Annotated in this window: 14 protein-coding genes, 2 tRNA genes and 1 pseudogene; 6 read left to right on the top strand and 11 right to left on the bottom strand. The window is 70.8% G+C overall.

Going from position 1 to position 15,803, the window contains the following annotated elements; genetic code table 11:
- Positions 1-28 precede the first annotated feature (28 nt).
- Complete coding sequence (locus ACVGV2_RS01060; protein WP_459164176.1) at positions 29-1,324, bottom strand: MFS transporter; 1,296 nt, start codon at positions 1,322-1,324, stop codon at positions 29-31.
- A gap of 575 nt (positions 1,325-1,899) precedes the next feature.
- Positions 1,900-2,313 (bottom strand): VOC family protein, encoded by a 414-nt coding sequence (locus tag ACVGV2_RS01055; protein ID WP_459164175.1) that lies wholly within the window; start codon positions 2,311-2,313, stop codon positions 1,900-1,902.
- A gap of 138 nt (positions 2,314-2,451) precedes the next feature.
- Between ACVGV2_RS01055 and ACVGV2_RS01050 the strand changes: the two are divergent.
- Positions 2,452-2,532 (top strand): annotated as a pseudogene (locus ACVGV2_RS01050) (recombinase family protein); the annotation flags it as partial.
- Between the two features lie 506 nt (positions 2,533-3,038).
- Positions 3,039-3,242 (top strand): hypothetical protein, encoded by a 204-nt coding sequence (locus tag ACVGV2_RS01045; protein WP_459164174.1) that lies wholly within the window; start codon positions 3,039-3,041, stop codon positions 3,240-3,242.
- 217 nt (positions 3,243-3,459) lie between these two features.
- Here ACVGV2_RS01045 and ACVGV2_RS01040 read toward each other — a convergent pair whose 3' ends face one another.
- Both ACVGV2_RS01040 and ACVGV2_RS01035 read right to left on the bottom strand, forming a co-directional pair.
- On the bottom strand, positions 3,460-4,422 hold the full coding sequence (locus ACVGV2_RS01040; RefSeq protein WP_459164173.1) for an arsenic resistance protein: 963 nt from the start codon (positions 4,420-4,422) through the stop codon (positions 3,460-3,462).
- 67 nt (positions 4,423-4,489) lie between these two features.
- On the bottom strand, positions 4,490-4,951 hold the full coding sequence (locus tag ACVGV2_RS01035) for a DUF5313 family protein (protein WP_459164172.1): 462 nt from the start codon (positions 4,949-4,951) through the stop codon (positions 4,490-4,492).
- 230 nt (positions 4,952-5,181) lie between these two features.
- Here ACVGV2_RS01035 and ACVGV2_RS01030 point away from each other — a divergent pair, with 230 nt between their 5' ends.
- From ACVGV2_RS01030 to ACVGV2_RS01020, 3 genes are all read left to right on the top strand, one after another.
- On the top strand, positions 5,182-5,649 hold the full coding sequence (locus tag ACVGV2_RS01030; protein ID WP_459164171.1) for a MarR family winged helix-turn-helix transcriptional regulator: 468 nt from the start codon (positions 5,182-5,184) through the stop codon (positions 5,647-5,649).
- Between the two features lie 188 nt (positions 5,650-5,837).
- Positions 5,838-6,071 carry a hypothetical protein gene (locus tag ACVGV2_RS01025; RefSeq protein ID WP_459164170.1) on the top strand — a complete coding sequence of 78 codons (234 nt, stop codon included), beginning with the start codon at positions 5,838-5,840 and terminating at the stop codon, positions 6,069-6,071.
- Positions 6,072-6,181: 110 nt separating this feature from the next.
- Positions 6,182-6,652, top strand: a complete 471-nt coding sequence (locus ACVGV2_RS01020) for a GtrA family protein (protein ID WP_459164169.1) — start codon at positions 6,182-6,184, stop codon at positions 6,650-6,652.
- Positions 6,653-6,889: 237 nt separating this feature from the next.
- On the opposite strand, the gene erm is transcribed toward ACVGV2_RS01020, so the two are convergent.
- From erm to ACVGV2_RS00995, 5 genes are all read right to left on the bottom strand, one after another.
- On the bottom strand, positions 6,890-7,714 hold the full coding sequence (gene erm / locus ACVGV2_RS01015) for a 23S ribosomal RNA methyltransferase Erm (RefSeq protein ID WP_459164168.1): 825 nt from the start codon (positions 7,712-7,714) through the stop codon (positions 6,890-6,892).
- Positions 7,715-8,173: 459 nt separating this feature from the next.
- A complete protein-coding gene (locus ACVGV2_RS01010; RefSeq protein ID WP_459164167.1) occupies positions 8,174-10,132 on the bottom strand; it encodes a PIG-L family deacetylase in 1,959 nt (652 codons plus the stop codon).
- Entirely contained in the window at positions 10,129-12,396 is a 2,268-nt protein-coding gene (locus ACVGV2_RS01005) for a hypothetical protein (RefSeq protein WP_459164166.1), read from the bottom strand. Before ACVGV2_RS01005 ends, ACVGV2_RS01010 begins: the two co-directional genes overlap by 4 nt.
- Positions 12,390-12,821: a GtrA family protein gene (locus ACVGV2_RS01000; protein ID WP_459164165.1), complete on the bottom strand. Its 432-nt coding sequence runs from the start codon at positions 12,819-12,821 to the stop codon at positions 12,390-12,392. Before ACVGV2_RS01000 ends, ACVGV2_RS01005 begins: the two co-directional genes overlap by 7 nt.
- Positions 12,809-13,858, bottom strand: coding sequence for a glycosyltransferase family 2 protein (locus ACVGV2_RS00995; protein ID WP_459164164.1), 1,050 nt, complete (start codon positions 13,856-13,858; stop codon positions 12,809-12,811). The genes ACVGV2_RS01000 and ACVGV2_RS00995 overlap by 13 nt, the downstream gene beginning before the upstream one ends.
- 568 nt (positions 13,859-14,426) lie before the next feature.
- Here ACVGV2_RS00995 and ACVGV2_RS00990 point away from each other — a divergent pair.
- Complete coding sequence (locus tag ACVGV2_RS00990; protein ID WP_459165820.1) at positions 14,427-14,885, top strand: nuclear transport factor 2 family protein; 459 nt, start codon at positions 14,427-14,429, stop codon at positions 14,883-14,885.
- Between the two features lie 573 nt (positions 14,886-15,458).
- Here ACVGV2_RS00990 and ACVGV2_RS00985 read toward each other — a convergent pair.
- Positions 15,459-15,531 (bottom strand) — tRNA-Arg (locus ACVGV2_RS00985).
- A 28-nt stretch (positions 15,532-15,559) separates the two neighbouring features.
- A tRNA-Ser gene (locus tag ACVGV2_RS00980) sits at positions 15,560-15,648 on the bottom strand.
- Positions 15,649-15,803 lie beyond the last annotated feature (155 nt).

Below are 15,803 nucleotides of genomic sequence, written 5' to 3'. Positions count from 1 at the left end.
TCAGGCTCGCGACGCGCGGCCGGTGGCTTCAGGACTGCCGCACGGAACTCGCGAAGGCCACGTCCTCCGGCGCCGCGCTCGCCCGCTGCGGTTCCTGCGGGGAGGCCGCTCCCTCCGCCGGCTCCGGGCGGCGCTCCCCGGTGTCCACCACCGCGGGGTCGGTCTCGGCAGCAACGGCGGGACGCAGCGTGCTGCGGCGCGTGGCGTGGAACAGCAGCAGCGCCACGACGGCGACCCCCGCCGAGGCCGGGCCGAGCGCGCCCCAGCCCCACTGGGCCACGACCGCGCCACCGGTGATCCCGCCGAAACCCATCCCCAGGTACAGCGCGGAGGAGTTGAACGCGACGACCACGCTCGCCACGGCGGGCCCCAGCGTGATCAACCGGTGCTGCACCGCGGGCATGATGCCCCAGCCGCCGAAGCCCCACAGCACCAGCAGCACGGCCACTCCCGGCAGCGAGGCCCCGGCCAGCGGCAGCATCGCCAGGCCGGCGGCCAGCACGACGAGCGAACCGGCGATGCCGAGGCCGGAGCCGAACCGGTCGGTGAGCCGGCCGACGACGACGTTGCCCGCGGCGCCGGCGACGCCGTAGACGAACAGCAGCGTCCCGAGCGCGCCCGCGCCCACTCCGGTCAGCGTGCCCAGCATCGGTGCCGCGTAGGTGTAGGCGGCGAAGTCGGCCAGCGAGGCCAGCGCGGACACGCCCAGCACGATCAGGATCGGCCGGTTGCGCAGCACGCCGACGCGTTCGCGCAACCGCATCGCCGGCGGCGCGGGCACGGCGGGCAGCACGCGCAGGGCCGCGGCCGCCACCGCCGCCAGAGCGGCGACCAGCCAGAACAGGCCCTGGTATCCGAGCCAACCCTGCAGCAGCACTCCCAGCGGCACGCCGATCACGGTGGCCAGCGTCAGCCCGGACAGCACCACCGAGACGGCGCGCCCTCGCTTGTCGAGCGGCACGAGATCGGTGGCGATGACCACGGCGGTCGGGGTGAACAGGCTCGCGCCGACGGCGCCGAGCACGCGCGCGGCGGTGAGCGCGGTGAACCCGGGAGCCAGCGCGGTGGCGATGTTGCTGGCGATGAACAGCGCCAGCGACAGCCACAGCAGCCGCCGCCGCTCCCAGCGGGCCACCATCGTGGACAGGACGGGGGCGCTGACCGCGTAGGTCAGCGCGTGCACCGTGACCAGTTGCCCGGCGGTGGTCACCGACACCCCCACGTTGTGGGCGATCGCGGGGAGCACTCCGGCCACGAGGTACGAACCGGTGTTGATGACGAAGGTGCCGACGGCCAGCACCAACAGCCGGAAAGACATGGGCATCCTTCGCAGCGTGCGACGTGAGCAGGGCAGCACGTGTCGCGCGGTCCGCCCGGGGTGGCCGCGGAGCACGACAGGAGTGCGCCCACCGGGGTGGGCACGGGATCCGCATCCGACTCCCGCTTCGGGAGGGCCGGGTGCGGCGAGGGGATGTCCGGTCGAGGAGCCTGCAACGGCGGACCGGCCCGGAGGCCGGAGCAGTTCTCGGCTCAGCTCGCCGGCGGTCCGCGAAGGACCGCACCCCGCATTTCGCGCCGCGTTCCGGTGTCGTTACGTCGAGTGCGGCGAATCACAGGTCCCCAGCGCACGCCGGGGCCGAGGGACGGGCCGTCTCGGCTGTCGCGCTCCACCAGCGTCACGGCTTCGTCGGCACCGAAGAGCTTGCAAGCCTGTTGCCCGATGGCGCGACCAGGGAGCAGTTGATGTCGAAGACGCTCGATCAACCAGCCCCGTCGGACCGGACGACGGAAAACCGCCCCTGCGGTCACGCAAGAGGATCGGCTCGCGGACGCTGCACATGGAGGTGAGTTGCTCCGCCATGTGCAGCGGCTTCGCCGGGTGGCTACTCAGCCGGGTGGCTACTCAGACGGGATGGCTGCGGGGTCCATGTACACGACCTCCCAGTAGTGGCCGTCCGGGTCGCAGAAGCTGCCGCCGTGCATGCCGGGCATCTCGTGCTTCTCCGCCTCCGGTGCCTTGGAACCACCTGATGCGAGTGCCTTGCGGACCAGCTCGTCGACCTCCTCCGCGCTGTCCGCGGACAGGGCCAGGATCGTCTCCGTAGTCTTGGTCGCGTCGGCGATCTCGCGTGTGGTGAAGGTCTGGAAGAACGGCTTGACCAGCAGCATCACCGTGATGGTGTCGCTGATGACAATGCTCGCCGCGTTCTCGTCGCTGAACGACTCGTTAATTTCGTAGCCGAGGCCGGTGTAGAAGTTCTTCGAGACCTCGAGATCCGAGACCGGCAGGTTGATGAAGATCATCTGCGCCATGACGCCTGTCCTTTCCTGATCTTTTGCTGTTGTTCTCCTGAAGTCGGCTGGTCGCTCTGCCGGGGTGGACTGACCTCGCCACCGGAAATCATCGCCCACCCGCGAAGTGTTCACCACCAGAGCCGGTTGCGGATCTTCGGCGACACCCCGGGCGTGCCGAAACTCGATCGACTGGCCCGGTCGGTGCCGGATACTCGCGCCATCGGCGATGACCTCGCCGAGGTCTGCACCGTCTCCCGCACCGCGGTCCACCGCACCCTGCAGCGCATCCCCGACAGGCAACCACGGTGACGACACCCCCCAGCGCCTCCGCGCTGGCTGGTAGCCCACTGCCGGCGAATCCCACGCGGTCGAATGCCGCTGGCTACCAGTGCACGGCCCGCGGAACCCGGCGTCAAGAACACACTTTCCGGTGCCTCAAGTCCGAATCCGAGCAGCAGGATCGGGCCGTTGCGCAGCACAATCCACTATGCACAAAGTTGTGCCTGGGATTTCACCGCACTGCTGGAGGCCAACCGGGGGCCAGTGCGTAGTCAACGGTCCCTACAGGACACACGGGCAGAGCAGTACATGAACACCTTGTGGTGAAACCCCGCCGTGTCACTCGGCGTGCACCCCGACGAATCGGTAGACAAGGAGTGCGCCGCGGGCTGCGATCCGGTCTCGGGCCGGTTCCCGACACCCCACCGGCGTGGTCGGACCCAGTGACACAGAAAGGAACCCCCATGCGTTCTCTGGTTCGCGGAGCTGTTGCCACCACCTTCGGACTGACCCTCGCGCTCGGTGGCGCGGGCGTGGCCGCCGCCGGCGGCGGCCACCACGAGGAAGTCGACGTCGACGCCTGCCAGGTGGTCAGCTGCAACGTCTGGAACTGGCACTTCTCCGACGACGACATGCAGGGCATGAACTTCGGTTCGGTCCTGAGCTGACAGCGGCAGCTGCACCGCCGACCCTGCCCTCCCCGGGGGCAGGGTCGCAGTGCGTTCCGGGCCGGTTCCGAGCGAACCCGCCCGCGCGCACGGCCGAGCCGTGCGATCACGCACGCGGCAGGCTCCCGGCCAACCCCAGCACCCGGCCAACGCCAGGCCACCGCCCGCAACAGCGGAACGGCTCGACAACGACCTTCTCCGAGGACAGCGCGCCCTTCTACCGGGACGTCGGCAACAGCCGCGGCACGAGGCGGATGCAGACGAGCATCCCGGCCAGCTCCACCAGCGTTTGCGTCACCACGACCGCCGGTGTCAGCGCGTACTGCGCCGGCAGAGCCAGCGCCAGCGGCAGCACGACCAGCGAGTTGCGCGTGGCCCCGGAGAACACCAGCGCCCGCCCGCGCGGCGCGTCGAGCCCGAACAACCGGGCCACGACCACTCCGATGAGCGCCATGACCACCAAGAACGCAACGTAGAGCGGCACGACCCGCACGACTTGGCCGATCTCGTGGCGCACCGCGGGAACCTGCCCGGCCACGACGACGAACAACGCGACCGCCAGCAGCGGCACCATCGCCGTCTGCACCCCCGAGCTGAACCGCTCGCCCGTCCGGTATCGCGCGGCAGCCGCCTCGGTGAGCCAGGCCAGCACCAGCGGCAGAGCGATCACCAGCAGGAACGCCTCCAGGAACGGTGCGGGATCCACGAGCTCACCCACACCCGGGCCGAGGAACAGCAGCAGGAGCACCGGCAGCGCGAGCATCTGCGCCAGCAGCAGCACCGGAGAGGCCGCCACCAGGCGCTCGCTGGCCGCACCCGCCAGCCCGGAGAAGACGATCACGTAATCCACGCACGGCGTGAGCAGCACGAGCAGCACGCCCAGCAGCACCGCGCGCGGCAACGCCACGAATCCCGTCAGCGCCGCCACCACCAGCGGTACGACCGCGAAGTTGAGCACGAGCAGCGCGAGCAGGAACCGCACGTCCTTGAACGCCCGGACCAGGCCGCGCGCCGGGACCTGGAGGAACGTCGCGTACAGCAGCGCCCCGAGCACCGGGTAGAGCACGGCGTCGAACAGCGGCGCCGCCGTGGGCAGCACCGCGCCGGTGAGCGCTCCGAGGCACAGGCCGACCAGGTAGCAGGCGATCTGGTGGCGTTCCCACCAAGGAGGGGTTGGCACGCTTCCGGTGTAGCAGGAGGTGCGCAGCTCGCGACCGCTCACCCGGGGAAGGCGCCGCCGGGCGGATTCACTCCCCCGCGGTGCCGCGTGGCGCACCGTTCTCGGCGGTGTGCTCGTCCGGAGGGGTTTCCGGCCGGGGCGCGCCCGAGTTCCGCGGGCCCGCGCCCTTGCGCGCGGCTTCCCGCTCGGCGATGCGCCGGTCCCTGAGCGCCCGGGCCGTGCCGAGGCGGTAGCCGTGCTTGTGGATGCGGTGTTCGACCGTGTGCTCCATGTACGCAGCGGAGAACCACAGGGCGAGGATGCCCCCGCCGAGCAGGGCCATGCCCTTGATCCACAGCGGTCCGGGCACGAGCAGGAAGAGCAGGCCGGGGCTGATCTGCACGAGGCTGCGGCCGAGGTGGCGCAGCACCCAGGTCCGGGCCGTGACGTCGTGCAACACCCACTCGCGGTAGCGCTCGGGCAGCCGTCCGCCGAACGCGTACCAGATCCACAGGATCGGATTCGGCCGAGGCGGCCGCCGGTCGCTCACCTTCCGCTCCTTCGCGCTGCCGTGCTGTTCTGCTGCCGTGCTGGTCCGCTCTCGGGCTGGTCTGTCACCGGGTTGGTCGGTACTGGGCGGGCCTGGGACTGGGCTGGTCTGGTGCTGGGTTGGTCTGGTACTGGGCTGCTCTGGTACTGGGCGGGTCACCCGGCGGAAGCCGGCGCACAGGAAAGTAGCATACTCATGTTTAGCGTACTAATGACCAGGAAGGTGCCGCGTTGGAGCAGATCGACCTGGGCGAGGACCCCCTGAAGCTGGACCGGCAGGTGTGCTTCGCGCTGTCCGTGGCCTCGCGCAACGTCATCGCGATCTACCGGCCGCTGCTCGCACCGCTGGGGCTGACGCACCCGCAGTACCTGGTGATGCTGGCGCTGTGGGAGCGGTCCCCGCGTTCGGCGAAGGAGCTGAGCGAGGTCCTGCACGCCGAACCCGCCACGCTCTCACCGCTGTTCAAGCGGCTCGAGGCGATCGGCTACGTGGTGCGCGCCCGCGGGCAGCAGGACGAGCGCTCGCTGCACGTCCACCTCACGCAGGCCGGCAGCGAACTGCGCACCGAGGCCGAGAGGATCCCCTACAAGGTGGTGGAGCTGCTCGGCCTCGACGTCGCGGAGCTGGAGCACCTCAACGAGGTGCTCGCCCGGCTCATCACCGCCAGCGCGCAGATCCTCGACGAGGGACACGGCTGACGCGACGACCTCTCTCCGCGCACTCCGATCCAACCACACCCCTCCTGACCAGGGGTTCGGACATTTCTCGAGAAATGTCGCCGACTTTTCTCGAGAAAAGTACACCCCCTCGTTTCGGTAAGGTGCTTGACAGCGGAACCGGCGGGACTCCCTGTGCGGAAGGGCTGCGGCGCACCTACCGTGCGGGTGTGCAGCTCGTGGTCGGCGAAGGACGGCCGGCGGAACAACGACCCGCAGGCCGCACGGGGCAGCGCACTGCGAACGCGGCAGGAGCAGGCGCTCCCGCCCTGCTGCACGCCGCCGCCGACGGCCAGGCCCTCTGCGGAGCCGAGCTCACCGCGATCCGCCAGGAGCCCTGGGACCCGAACGCCCCGCGCGCCTGCCCCGACTGCGTCGCCTCCGCCCCGGCCGGCCCGGAATGAGCGGCCTCGTACGCGGTCCTGGCGCGGCTCCGCGAGCACTGCGCTGGGCGAATCCGGTGCGCATCACGACTGCTACGGTCACCGCCGGAACGTGCTGACCAGGAGGTGGCGTGGCCGCGAACGCAACCCGCGCACCACAGGACGACGCGCACCAGCGGGGACTGCTCGCACAGGCCTTCCGCTTCGGACTGGTCGGCGTCGGTGGTGCGATCGTCGACTACGGCAGCCTCCAGGTGATCCTCGCGGCCGGAGTGATCCCGGACCTGGCCCGGGTGCTGAGCTTCAGCATCGGCAGCACGTTCGTGTACCTGATCAACCGCCGTTGGACCTTCACCTCGCAGCGCGACCTGCGCGAGGTGGTCTCGCTGGCGATCGTGCTCGCGTTGACGTTCGCCCTGGTCGGTGGCGTCAACGCGCTCGCCCTGCGCGGTCTCCCCGACTCGTCGTGGACGATCACGCTGGCGTGGGCGATCTCGCAGGCCGTGGGGACCGCCTTCAACTTCCTCGCCCAGCGCACGTTCGTCTTCCGGCACCGGAGCACTCGCGCGGATGACGACGCCCCCGCGCGGTCGGCGCAGTAACGCCGAGCGCGAACACCCGCACACCGCACCAGACCGCACACCCACTGGGGACGCCTTCGGAAGTGCCACGGCGACCACCGCCGCGGCACTTCCATCGGCCCGGCACGACGCAGCCAGCAGCGGGACCGCTCGCAATGCGAAACGAACGAGCTCCCGCAGCCGACCAACGCAGACCAGTCCACGAGCGACGCTCGCCAGAGCCGCGGAGCCAGGCCTGGAACCGGCTCTCCGGAAACCTCACCTCCCGTTCCGGGAACCACCCTTGCGTGCGGTGGCGCCCTTCGCGCGGCCGCCCGGAACGGCTCCGCGCACTTGCTGCCACAGCGCGGCCCACTGCTCGGCGGTCAGGTCCTTCGGCAGCGCCCGGTCGGGCACGCGTTCTGCGCGCAGCCACGCGTCGAGCGCGCCGCGGTGCAGACGTCCGGTGCGGTTCAGGATCTCCCGGAGTCCGCGCCCGCGGCCGGTGAAGACCTGCTTGACGAACGCCTGGTAGGCCACGCGCTCGGCCACCAGCGGATGCCGGCGCCGGTGCACCACCAGCAGCCCGCCGTCGACGGCCGGCTCCGGCCGGAACGAGCGGGCCGGTACGCGCCGGTGCAGCGTGAACTCGTACCACGGCCACCAGGAGGCGGTGAGCATCGAGGCGCCGCCGACACCCGCCCGGCGGCGCGCCACTTCCCACTGCACCAGCAGGACCGCGGTGTGCCAGTGCGCCGCGGACAGCAGGCGCTTCAGCACGGCCGTGGTGATGTGGAACGGCAGGTTGCCGACGAGCACGTGCGGCTGTTCCGGCAGCCGGAACCGCAGGATGTCGCCGGTGACGACCGCGACGTGGGCCGGGGTTCGCCGCTGCAGGCGCCTGGCGCGCTTCGGGTCGAGTTCCACGGCGGTGACCGGCCGCCGCGAGCGGCTCAACGGCGCCGTGAGGGCGCCGTCACCGGCCGCGAGTTCCACGATCGGACCGTCCGTTGCGGCGACGAGGCCGTGGATCTCGTCCACGACCGCCGGATCGACGAGGGAGTTCTGGCCGAGCTCGTGCGGCCCTCCCGGATGTGAAGACATGAGTGCGCTCCGCGCGGAGAGATCGGAAGCCGGCGCGGGACACCGCGGCCGGCGATGGCTCCGAAGCGCGGCGGAGCTGGCGACGCGCGCTCAGCGCTCGGTCAACGCGCGCTCAACGCTTGACGACGCGCGCTCAGCGCTCGGTCAACGCGCGCTCAACGCTTGACGACGCGCGCTCAGCACTCGGTCAACGTGCGCTCAACGCTTGACGACGCGCGCTCACCTCCGCCGCTGTGCGCGGCGGATGCGGATGTAGAACGCGGCACTCGTGATTCCCATCGCCGGCAGCGTAGCAATGCCGGCTCGCACGCCCCACCGAATTTTGCCCACCTCACCGCAGAACCGCCGCACCGCAAAACCGCCGCACCGCAGAACCGCCGCACCGCTGCGGAGACCGCTCCCGAGGCGGCTGTCCGCCCACGCCCCGCTGCTCCGCACCGGTGGCGAATACCGGCCCGGTCAGCCGGCGTGCGCCGCGACCTCGGGGGAAGCGGTCACCGCAGGACGCCATCCCGCGGAGGCGGCGTCGGCCGAGTCCTGCGCGCCGGTGTTGACCACGAGCCTGCCGTCGACGCCGAGCCCGACGAGCGTGATGGTGCCGTCGGGCTCGGTGACCGCCGCGGGGTGATCGGTGACCGCACCACCCAGGTCGGTCCAGCTCCCGCGCGGTCCGGCGCGCTCGGCCACGTGCACGGCGCCCGCGCTGTCCCGAGCGACCCGGACCAGGTCGGCGCGTGCGCGCGGCCCCGGCGCGGCCAACACGGGGACGCCGATCCCACCGGGGCTGGGCAGCGCAGCCCGCCCCTCCCAGCGGCCCTGCGGGGTGAGCGCGCGCTCGACCAGCTCACCATCGCGGTTCGTGCGCACCAGCAACCGGATCCGCCCCTCGCGGTCCCGCTCGGCCACCGGTGCTCCTGCGGGCTCGGCCGACCCGATCGGCACCACCTCGCGGCTCGCGCCCCCGCTGTCCGGAGCCTCCCAGTGCAGCACCTCCTCGCGGGTGGCGGCGAACACGTGCACCGCACCTCCCCGACCGGAGACCACCGAGAGGCCGTCCTGCACGTCGGCTCCGCCGAGATCGGTCCACGGCTCCCGCTGCAGGCTCCCGGGAGTGCTCTCCCCGCGGATGCTGACTCCGCCGGTGGCGTTCTTCACCGCCAGCACGATCCGCCCGTCCGAATCCACGGTGCCGGCGGGCGGTCCGGTCTGCGCCGGGTCACCTCCTGCCGGGGCGTCCAGGACCTGCCACTCCCGCGGCCAGCTGCCCTGCTCGTCCTGCCGCTTGACCAGCAACCGCGCCCCGTCCGCGCTCTGCGCGAGCAGCACCAGCCGTCCGCGCCCCTCCCCCAGCACCGAGACCTGCGGGCGGAGGGGTTCGGGCACTGGTCGCAGCTGCGGCCCCTTCCAGGTGCCCTCCGCGGTGCGCGTCCAGTGCGCGAGGCGGTTCGCCTGCACCGAGAACGCCTGCACTCGCCCCCACGCGTCCCGCGCCGCCCACGTGCCGCGGCGCGGCCACCGGTAGGCGCTGCGGTCGCTCCACGTCTCGTAGACGCCTCCGTTGGTGAACACGTCGTGCGCGGAATACGCGGCGAACGCCTCCCGCGTCGCGCGTTTGTCCGGTTCGGACAAGCCTCCCGGTGTGTCGGCCACGTTGTAGTCGCGGTAGCTCAGCACCGTCGGCGGCAAGGCGTCGGGCCGGTGCGCGGCGAGGGCTTCCTTGGCCAGCACCGCCCCCGCCACGTGGTCCGGATGGTTGTGCGCCCCGTCCCAGCCGGGCTGGTAGCGCTCATCGGGCTGGTCGTCCTGCAGGCGCACCGCGGTGGGCTGGAAGATGTCGAACAGGCTGGTGAGCGCTTCGACCAGCGCCCGCCGGTCGTACGGCTGGGGGTGCTGCACCGTGGCATCGGCCGGAACCGTCGTGTTGACGGTGAACGCGCCCTCGCGGTCCTGCACCAACCTGGTCAGCGCGTGCCCACCGCGCTGCGCGTTCGCGTCCTCGGGCAGGTTCAGGAACACGAGCTTGACACCGGGGTCCGCGCGCAGCGTGTCCATCTCGGCGACGCGCCCGTGGCCCAGCGGGATCGTGCTGCGCGCCCAGTCGTTCGGTTCGCGGGCCATCTGCGCGTAGCTGGCCCGGGTGCCCTCCTGGCGTTCGGCGCCGTAGCGGGCCGGTTCGGCCACGTTGCTCTCGCCGGCGGTGAGGTGGATCCCGGTGGTGGCACGCCCCGCGCGGATCCCTGCGGCCAGGTCGGGGTTCATGAACAGGATGTCGTCGTCGGGATGGGCGACGACCTGCACGTGGTGCGGCTGCCGGGGCGGTTCGCGCTGCTGCGGGCCGGTGTCGTGCCCCGGGGGCTGCTGGCACGCGGCCAGCAGCCCGAGAACAGCGGCGATGGCGAGCGCGGCCGCCCTGCTCATCGCGACACCCCGGCAGCCGCGGCACCGCCCCGGTTCCGCGCGCGGATCTGGTGCAGGCCGACTCCGGCCGCCAGCAGCGCCCCGGCGGCCGCCGCGGCCAGCCCTCGATTCATGCCCGGCGGGGTCCAGGTCAGTTCGAGCCGCCCGGGTTGGGAGCCGCCGGCGGGACCGGAGTGCTCGGCGGGCAGCACGACTTCCAGCAAGCCGGCCGGCCCGGCGCGCGCGGGGACCGGGACGCCGTTGTAGGTGGCGGTGTAGCCGGGCCAGGCGGTTTTGGCGAAGACCAGGCGGGCGTTGCCGCCGCTGTGGTCGACGTTGACGACTTCGCGGGTCGCGCTTTCGGTGACGTCCGAGGTCACGCGCAGGTTCGGCGAGGTGCCGCCGACGTAACCGCTGCCCGCCGACAGGGGGGCGTCGCGCTGCAGGACGCTGACGCGTTCGTTGCGTTCGCTGAGGTGCCAGCCCTCGGGAACGGCGGGCTGCGGGATGAGTTCGTGCTGGACGACGACGGTGTCGAGCAGCAGCAGGTCCGCGAGCGGGGTCTGCGCGCCCTGCGGTGGGCGCCACAGCGCGTCGTAGGCCTCGGGGCACGACGAGCCTTCGTAGCGCATGCACAGGAGATCGGAGAGGGGTTGGAAGCCGATCCCGGTGTACGAGTTGACGCTGTCCACTCCGGACGGGAGGTAGGCGTTGCCGACGGCCATGTCGCGCCACACTTCCCGCGGCCCGTCGGGTGATCCTTCCCCGTTCAGCGCGGTGTCGGCGATCTGCAGCACGCGCCCCTCGTACCGGCCCGCGTAGTTCTCCCGCATCTGCTGCGGCGAACTCGGGAAGAACTGGTGCAGTTCGGTGTTGCCGCCGATGAACCACACGGCCTGCGCGGAGAAGGTGAGCACGGTGCCGATCTGCAGCACCGCGACCAGCCGTCCGATGCGTCGTGCCCGGTAGGCCAGCACGGCCGCGGTGGTCAGGATCCCGATCAGCAGCACGAGGAACACCGCGCGGCGCAGCGACGGCGGGTCGGGAGTGCGCGCAGTGGTGAGGTACACGGTCAGCAGCAGGAACAACGCCGTGCCGCCGGCGCGGAGGCGCCAGCGGTCCAGCCGCAGTCCGGCGGTGAGCACCACGGCCAGCAGGACGGCCAGGGCGAGGTACCCGTAGTGCACCACGCGCATCGGCCAGCGGAACATCCACACCTCGGAGGGGCCGAGGACCATCAGCAGGTACACGCCGGTGATCGCGAAAACGCCGACCAGTTCGCGCCACCGCCTGCGCAGGACCGTCCAATCGCACCAGAACGCCAGCGGGACGGCGAACCAGCAGAAGTACACCGCGGGCACGCTCACATCGGGGATGTTCGGCACGTACGTCGGCATGCTGAGGTTGAACAGGTCGGTGAGGTGCGGTGCCAGCTCACCCGAGTCGCTCACCCCGCCGGCAGTGCGCCAGGTCATGTGCGTGGTGCCCATCAGCGGCAGGTACACCAGCGGCACGATCGCCCCGATCGCCGCGGAGACCAGGAACAGCCTGCGGGCCGCGGCCCACCGCCGCTGCAGCGCGGCTTCGAGCAGCAGCGCGCCGAGCACCACGCACACGCCGAGCAGACCGTAGGGATTGCCGGCGGTCACGGCGAGCGCGCCGACCACGAACACCCAGAACGCGTTGCTGCGGCCGTGCAGCGTGCGGCGCGCGAACAGCCACACGAACGGGACCCACATGAACGCCAGCAGCGCCGCGGGCCACTTCGCCACGTCGTAGTACAGCAGCGAGCCGGCGAACGGCAGGGCGGTTGCCACGGCGCTGGACGCCCACCGAGCGGCGCCGTGTTCGCGGCACACCAGGTAGCACCCCAGGCCCAGCACGGCCAGCGCGATGGTCCGCACGACGATGCCGGCCACGCCCAGGTCCGAGGCGAACGAAACCCCCAACCACACCAGGGCGTTGACCGGGTTCCAGATCCCGAACAGCGCTTCGGCGGCGAGGTTGCCGCCCATCAGCAGGTCCGGGTCCAGCAGCGGCGGCCAGACACCGTCCCGGACCTGCTGGCCCAGGTGGTACCACATGGGCAGGATCTGGTTGGCCGCGTCGTCGGCGAAGTAGAACCAGCCGGGGCGCAGGACGGGAAGCTGCGCCATGGCGGCGATGAGCAGGCAGGTGATCACCGGTGCCGCCAGCCGCCCGCGGTCGCGGGTGCGACCGCGGGCGGCGGCGGGCGGCTGGGGCGTGGTCTTCTCGGCGGGTGCTGCGACGCTGCGCGTCACCATGTTTTCCCAATCGTCAGCGGTTCTTCGGAGGATGCGCTGCGCGCGCGTTTCGGGGTGGTCAGGATCAGCCGGCTCACCAGGTAGGTGGCCGGGGTGGCGAGCAGTCCGCCCAGCACGGTCGACACCAGCGGGTGAATGCCGGCCACTTCGACCAGCAGCCACATCGCGGTGGCGCTGATGACGAGGTTGGTGGCGTTCGACGCGGGAAACAGCAGGAAGGTGCGCAGCCGCGGTCGGACGCGGAAGGTGAAGCGGCAGTTGAGCAGGTAGGACACCGACATCGCCACGGCCGCGGCGAACACGTGCGCGACCAGGTACGGGACCAGCAGCCACGTCGCGAGGTAGACCAGGTAGTGCACGCCCGTGTTCACCACGCCCACCACGACGAACCGCCCGAACTTGCCGGTTTCGCTCAGTCCGCCCACGAGTGCCTCCCGTTTCCCGCGGCGGGGTCGGTGACCACCGAGTCGTCGGCCGGGCTGCGCGGAACGACCAGTCCGGGGAAGGGATCGACCCGCCGCGGCAGGGCGGGTTGCTCGTGCACCGAACCGCCGAACTCCTTGACGAAGTAGTGCGGCCGGTTCTTCGACTCGTAGTAGATGCGCCCGACGTACTCGCCGATCACGCCCAGAAACAGCAGCTGTATGCCGCCGAGCCCGGTGATGCCGAGCATGAGGGTGGCGTATCCCGGCACCCCGGGATCGCCGGTCAACCCGGTGATGAGCACGTACACGGCGTAGACGAAGGCCAGCAGCGTGACCGCGCTGCCGAGGTATATCGCGGCGCGGAGCGGTTTGCTGTTGAACGAGACCGCGCCGTCGATCCCGTAGTTGACGAGCTTGCCGAAGCTGAAGCCCGAGTTGCCGTTCTTCCGGGTGACGTTGCGGTAGGGAAGGGTCGCGGTGCGGAAACCCGCCCACGCGAACAGGCCCTTGGAGAACCGGTTGCTCTCCGGCATGGCGAGCACCGCGTCGGCAGCGCGGCGGGACAGCACGCGGAAATCGCCCACGCCGTCCTCGAGCGGGACGTCGGTGAGCTTGTTGACCCCGACGTAGTACATCTTGGACAGCAGCGACCGGACCCGCGGCTCTCCCGCCCGGTCCCGGCGCGCGACGACCTGGTCGTAGCCGGACTCCAGCAGATCGAGCATCTCCTCGAGCAGCCGCGGAGGGTGCTGCAGATCGGCGTCCATGAGCAGCACCCGGTCACCGGCCGATTCGCGGATCCCCGCGAGCAGCGCGGCTTCCTTGCCGAAGTTGCGGCTCAGCGAGAGGTACCTGTAGTGCCGGTCCAACAGGCTCAGCCGCCGGGCTTGTTCCAGCGTGCCGTCGGAACTGCCGTCGTCGACGAGCACGACCTCGTACTGCCCCACCAGCGACGGCAGCACGGCGTCGAGCTCCTCGCGCAGCTCCTGCAAACCGCGCTCCTCGTTGAAGCACGGAACCACAACAGAAAGATCCATAATCGCTCTCGCACAAGATCGGGAACTCCGGAAGCCACCACCGCGCAATTCGATCATTCGGCAGGCGCCGGCGAGGCGGATCAGAAAGGAGCGGAAACCTCGGAACCGGCCGCCCGCAAAAATGATCTCCGACCGCCCCTCGGGCCCGCGCACCCGCTTTCCCCGGAATTGATCTCTAAACTCGCTCCAACGCGCCGGGATCCCGCTGACTCGTTGCAGCGCTGGACTTTCCGCGTGCTGAGGCGCAGCACAGCCACCTCCAAGATCGCCCCGGCCAGGCCGGTCCCCAACAGGAAGATCGTCACCGAACAGCTCGCACAGCCACCGATCCGCACCCGGCGGGATTCACCGATTCCCCTCCGTCTTTTGATCAGTTCTTCGATGACGATATTCGACGCGCTTTCCTGCCGCACATCGACATCATTTTGGCCACGCCATAGTGTGATCGCCCGCGGCGCGTCCCGCTGCCCGCCTGCACCGCTGGCTTCGAGGACGATCGTTGTCTACAGTCGCGCACGACGAGACGACGATCGTCCGCCAGGGACGAGCAACCAACGCCGGGGGAGCCGTGCCGACACGTCCGCCGTTTCCGCCGTTCACCGAAGAGACCGCGCTGCAGAAGGTGCGAGCAGCTGAGGACGCCTGGAACACCCGGGATCCCGAGCGGGTGGCGTCGGCCTACACGGAGGACTCGGAGTGGCGCAACCGCGACTGGTTCATCAGCGGCCGGGACGAGATCATCGCCTTCCTGCGGCAGAAGTGGCAGCGCGAACTGGACTACGCGCTGCGCAAGGAGCTGTGGGGGTTCCGCGGCAACCGCATCGCCGTGCGGTTCCAGTACGAGTCGCGCGACCGCAGTGGCCAGTGGTGGCGCAGCTACGGCAACGAGCTGTGGGAGTTCGCCGAGGACGGTCTGATGAACCGCAGGGAAGCCAGCATCAACGACGTGCCCATCACCGCTGACCACCGGCGCATCATCGGGCCACGGACCGACGACGAGCGGGACGTGGCGCTTCCGATCCATTGACACCGTGCGAGTGCGCCGCGGCACTTCCCGCCGCACGATCCCGGTGCACGTGATCCGCGGAGCGGCTGCGAGCAACTACGGCCGCGGTGAGCTCGCCCACATCGCCAACGCTGGGCAGCGTGATACCGATCTCAGGAGCCGTCATGCTCGGCACGCCAGGAGTTCCTAGCTAACTCGAAGTCAAACCCGCTGGGGAGTGCCCGCTGCGGCGGGCAGCCGGAGCGCAGTGATCAACTCTCCGCGAAGGGGAGAACCGTCCGCACGAGTCCGGGTACGTGGGGTGCTCGGTCGAGGGTTGGGAAGTGTTGCTGGTCGGACACCGCGCCGATTCCGCAGCCGCACCATCGGCCAGGACGGTGCGCTGGTCCCACAGCGCCGTCGCGCGCGGCGAGGCCGGTGCGATCGGGGAGGGTCGCGGGCCAGCGCGGAGGACCTGGACGCCCTGCGCTCGTCGGGCGGCGTGCACGGGGTCCGGACGCGCTGCGCCCGGCGAGCAGTGCACGCCAAAGTGGCAATAAAGTGGCAACGGCCCGGCCAAAAGAAGAGCCCCAGGCCTGTGACCTGGGGCTTCGGTGCGCCCGGAAGGATTCGAACCCTCAACCTTCTGATCCGTAGTCAGACGCTCTGTCCGTTGAGCTACGGGCGCGTATTCAGTTCGACTCCGAGGAGTCTAGCGGAGGCTCCGGGATTCGAACCCGGGAGGGGCGTAAACCCCTACCGCATTAGCAGTGCGGCGCCATAGACCAGACTAGGCGAAGCCTCCCGGTAGTCCTTTTCTCGGCCACCGGAGATAATCCTACACGCCCGCACAGCACCCCCGAGAAGGGGGCCCCGCTTCGCTGCCCCCGCGGGCGGCTACCCGATGTTCCGCTGTTCGGAGGAGGCGGCCGGGGGCAACTGGGACGTGCAGGAGGTCCC

It is taken from the genome of Bounagaea algeriensis (assembly GCF_054491375.1).
The sequence above is the reverse complement of the archived record's forward strand: the minus strand, read 5'-3'. Positions and strand labels throughout refer to the sequence as shown.

Coding starts and splice junctions, on each gene's coding strand:
- erm (WP_459164168.1), bottom strand. CDS start 7,714: ATGTCTTCACATCCGGGAGGGCCGCACGAGCTCGGCCAGAACTCCCTC.
- ACVGV2_RS01010 (WP_459164167.1), bottom strand. CDS start 10,132: ATGAGCAGGGCGGCCGCGCTCGCCATCGCCGCTGTTCTCGGGCTGCTG.
- ACVGV2_RS01045 (WP_459164174.1), top strand. CDS start 3,039: ATGCGTTCTCTGGTTCGCGGAGCTGTTGCCACCACCTTCGGACTGACC.
- ACVGV2_RS01060 (WP_459164176.1), bottom strand. CDS start 1,324: ATGCCCATGTCTTTCCGGCTGTTGGTGCTGGCCGTCGGCACCTTCGTC.
- ACVGV2_RS01055 (WP_459164175.1), bottom strand. CDS start 2,313: ATGGCGCAGATGATCTTCATCAACCTGCCGGTCTCGGATCTCGAGGTC.
- ACVGV2_RS01005 (WP_459164166.1), bottom strand. CDS start 12,396: ATGGTGACGCGCAGCGTCGCAGCACCCGCCGAGAAGACCACGCCCCAG.
- ACVGV2_RS00995 (WP_459164164.1), bottom strand. CDS start 13,858: ATGGATCTTTCTGTTGTGGTTCCGTGCTTCAACGAGGAGCGCGGTTTG.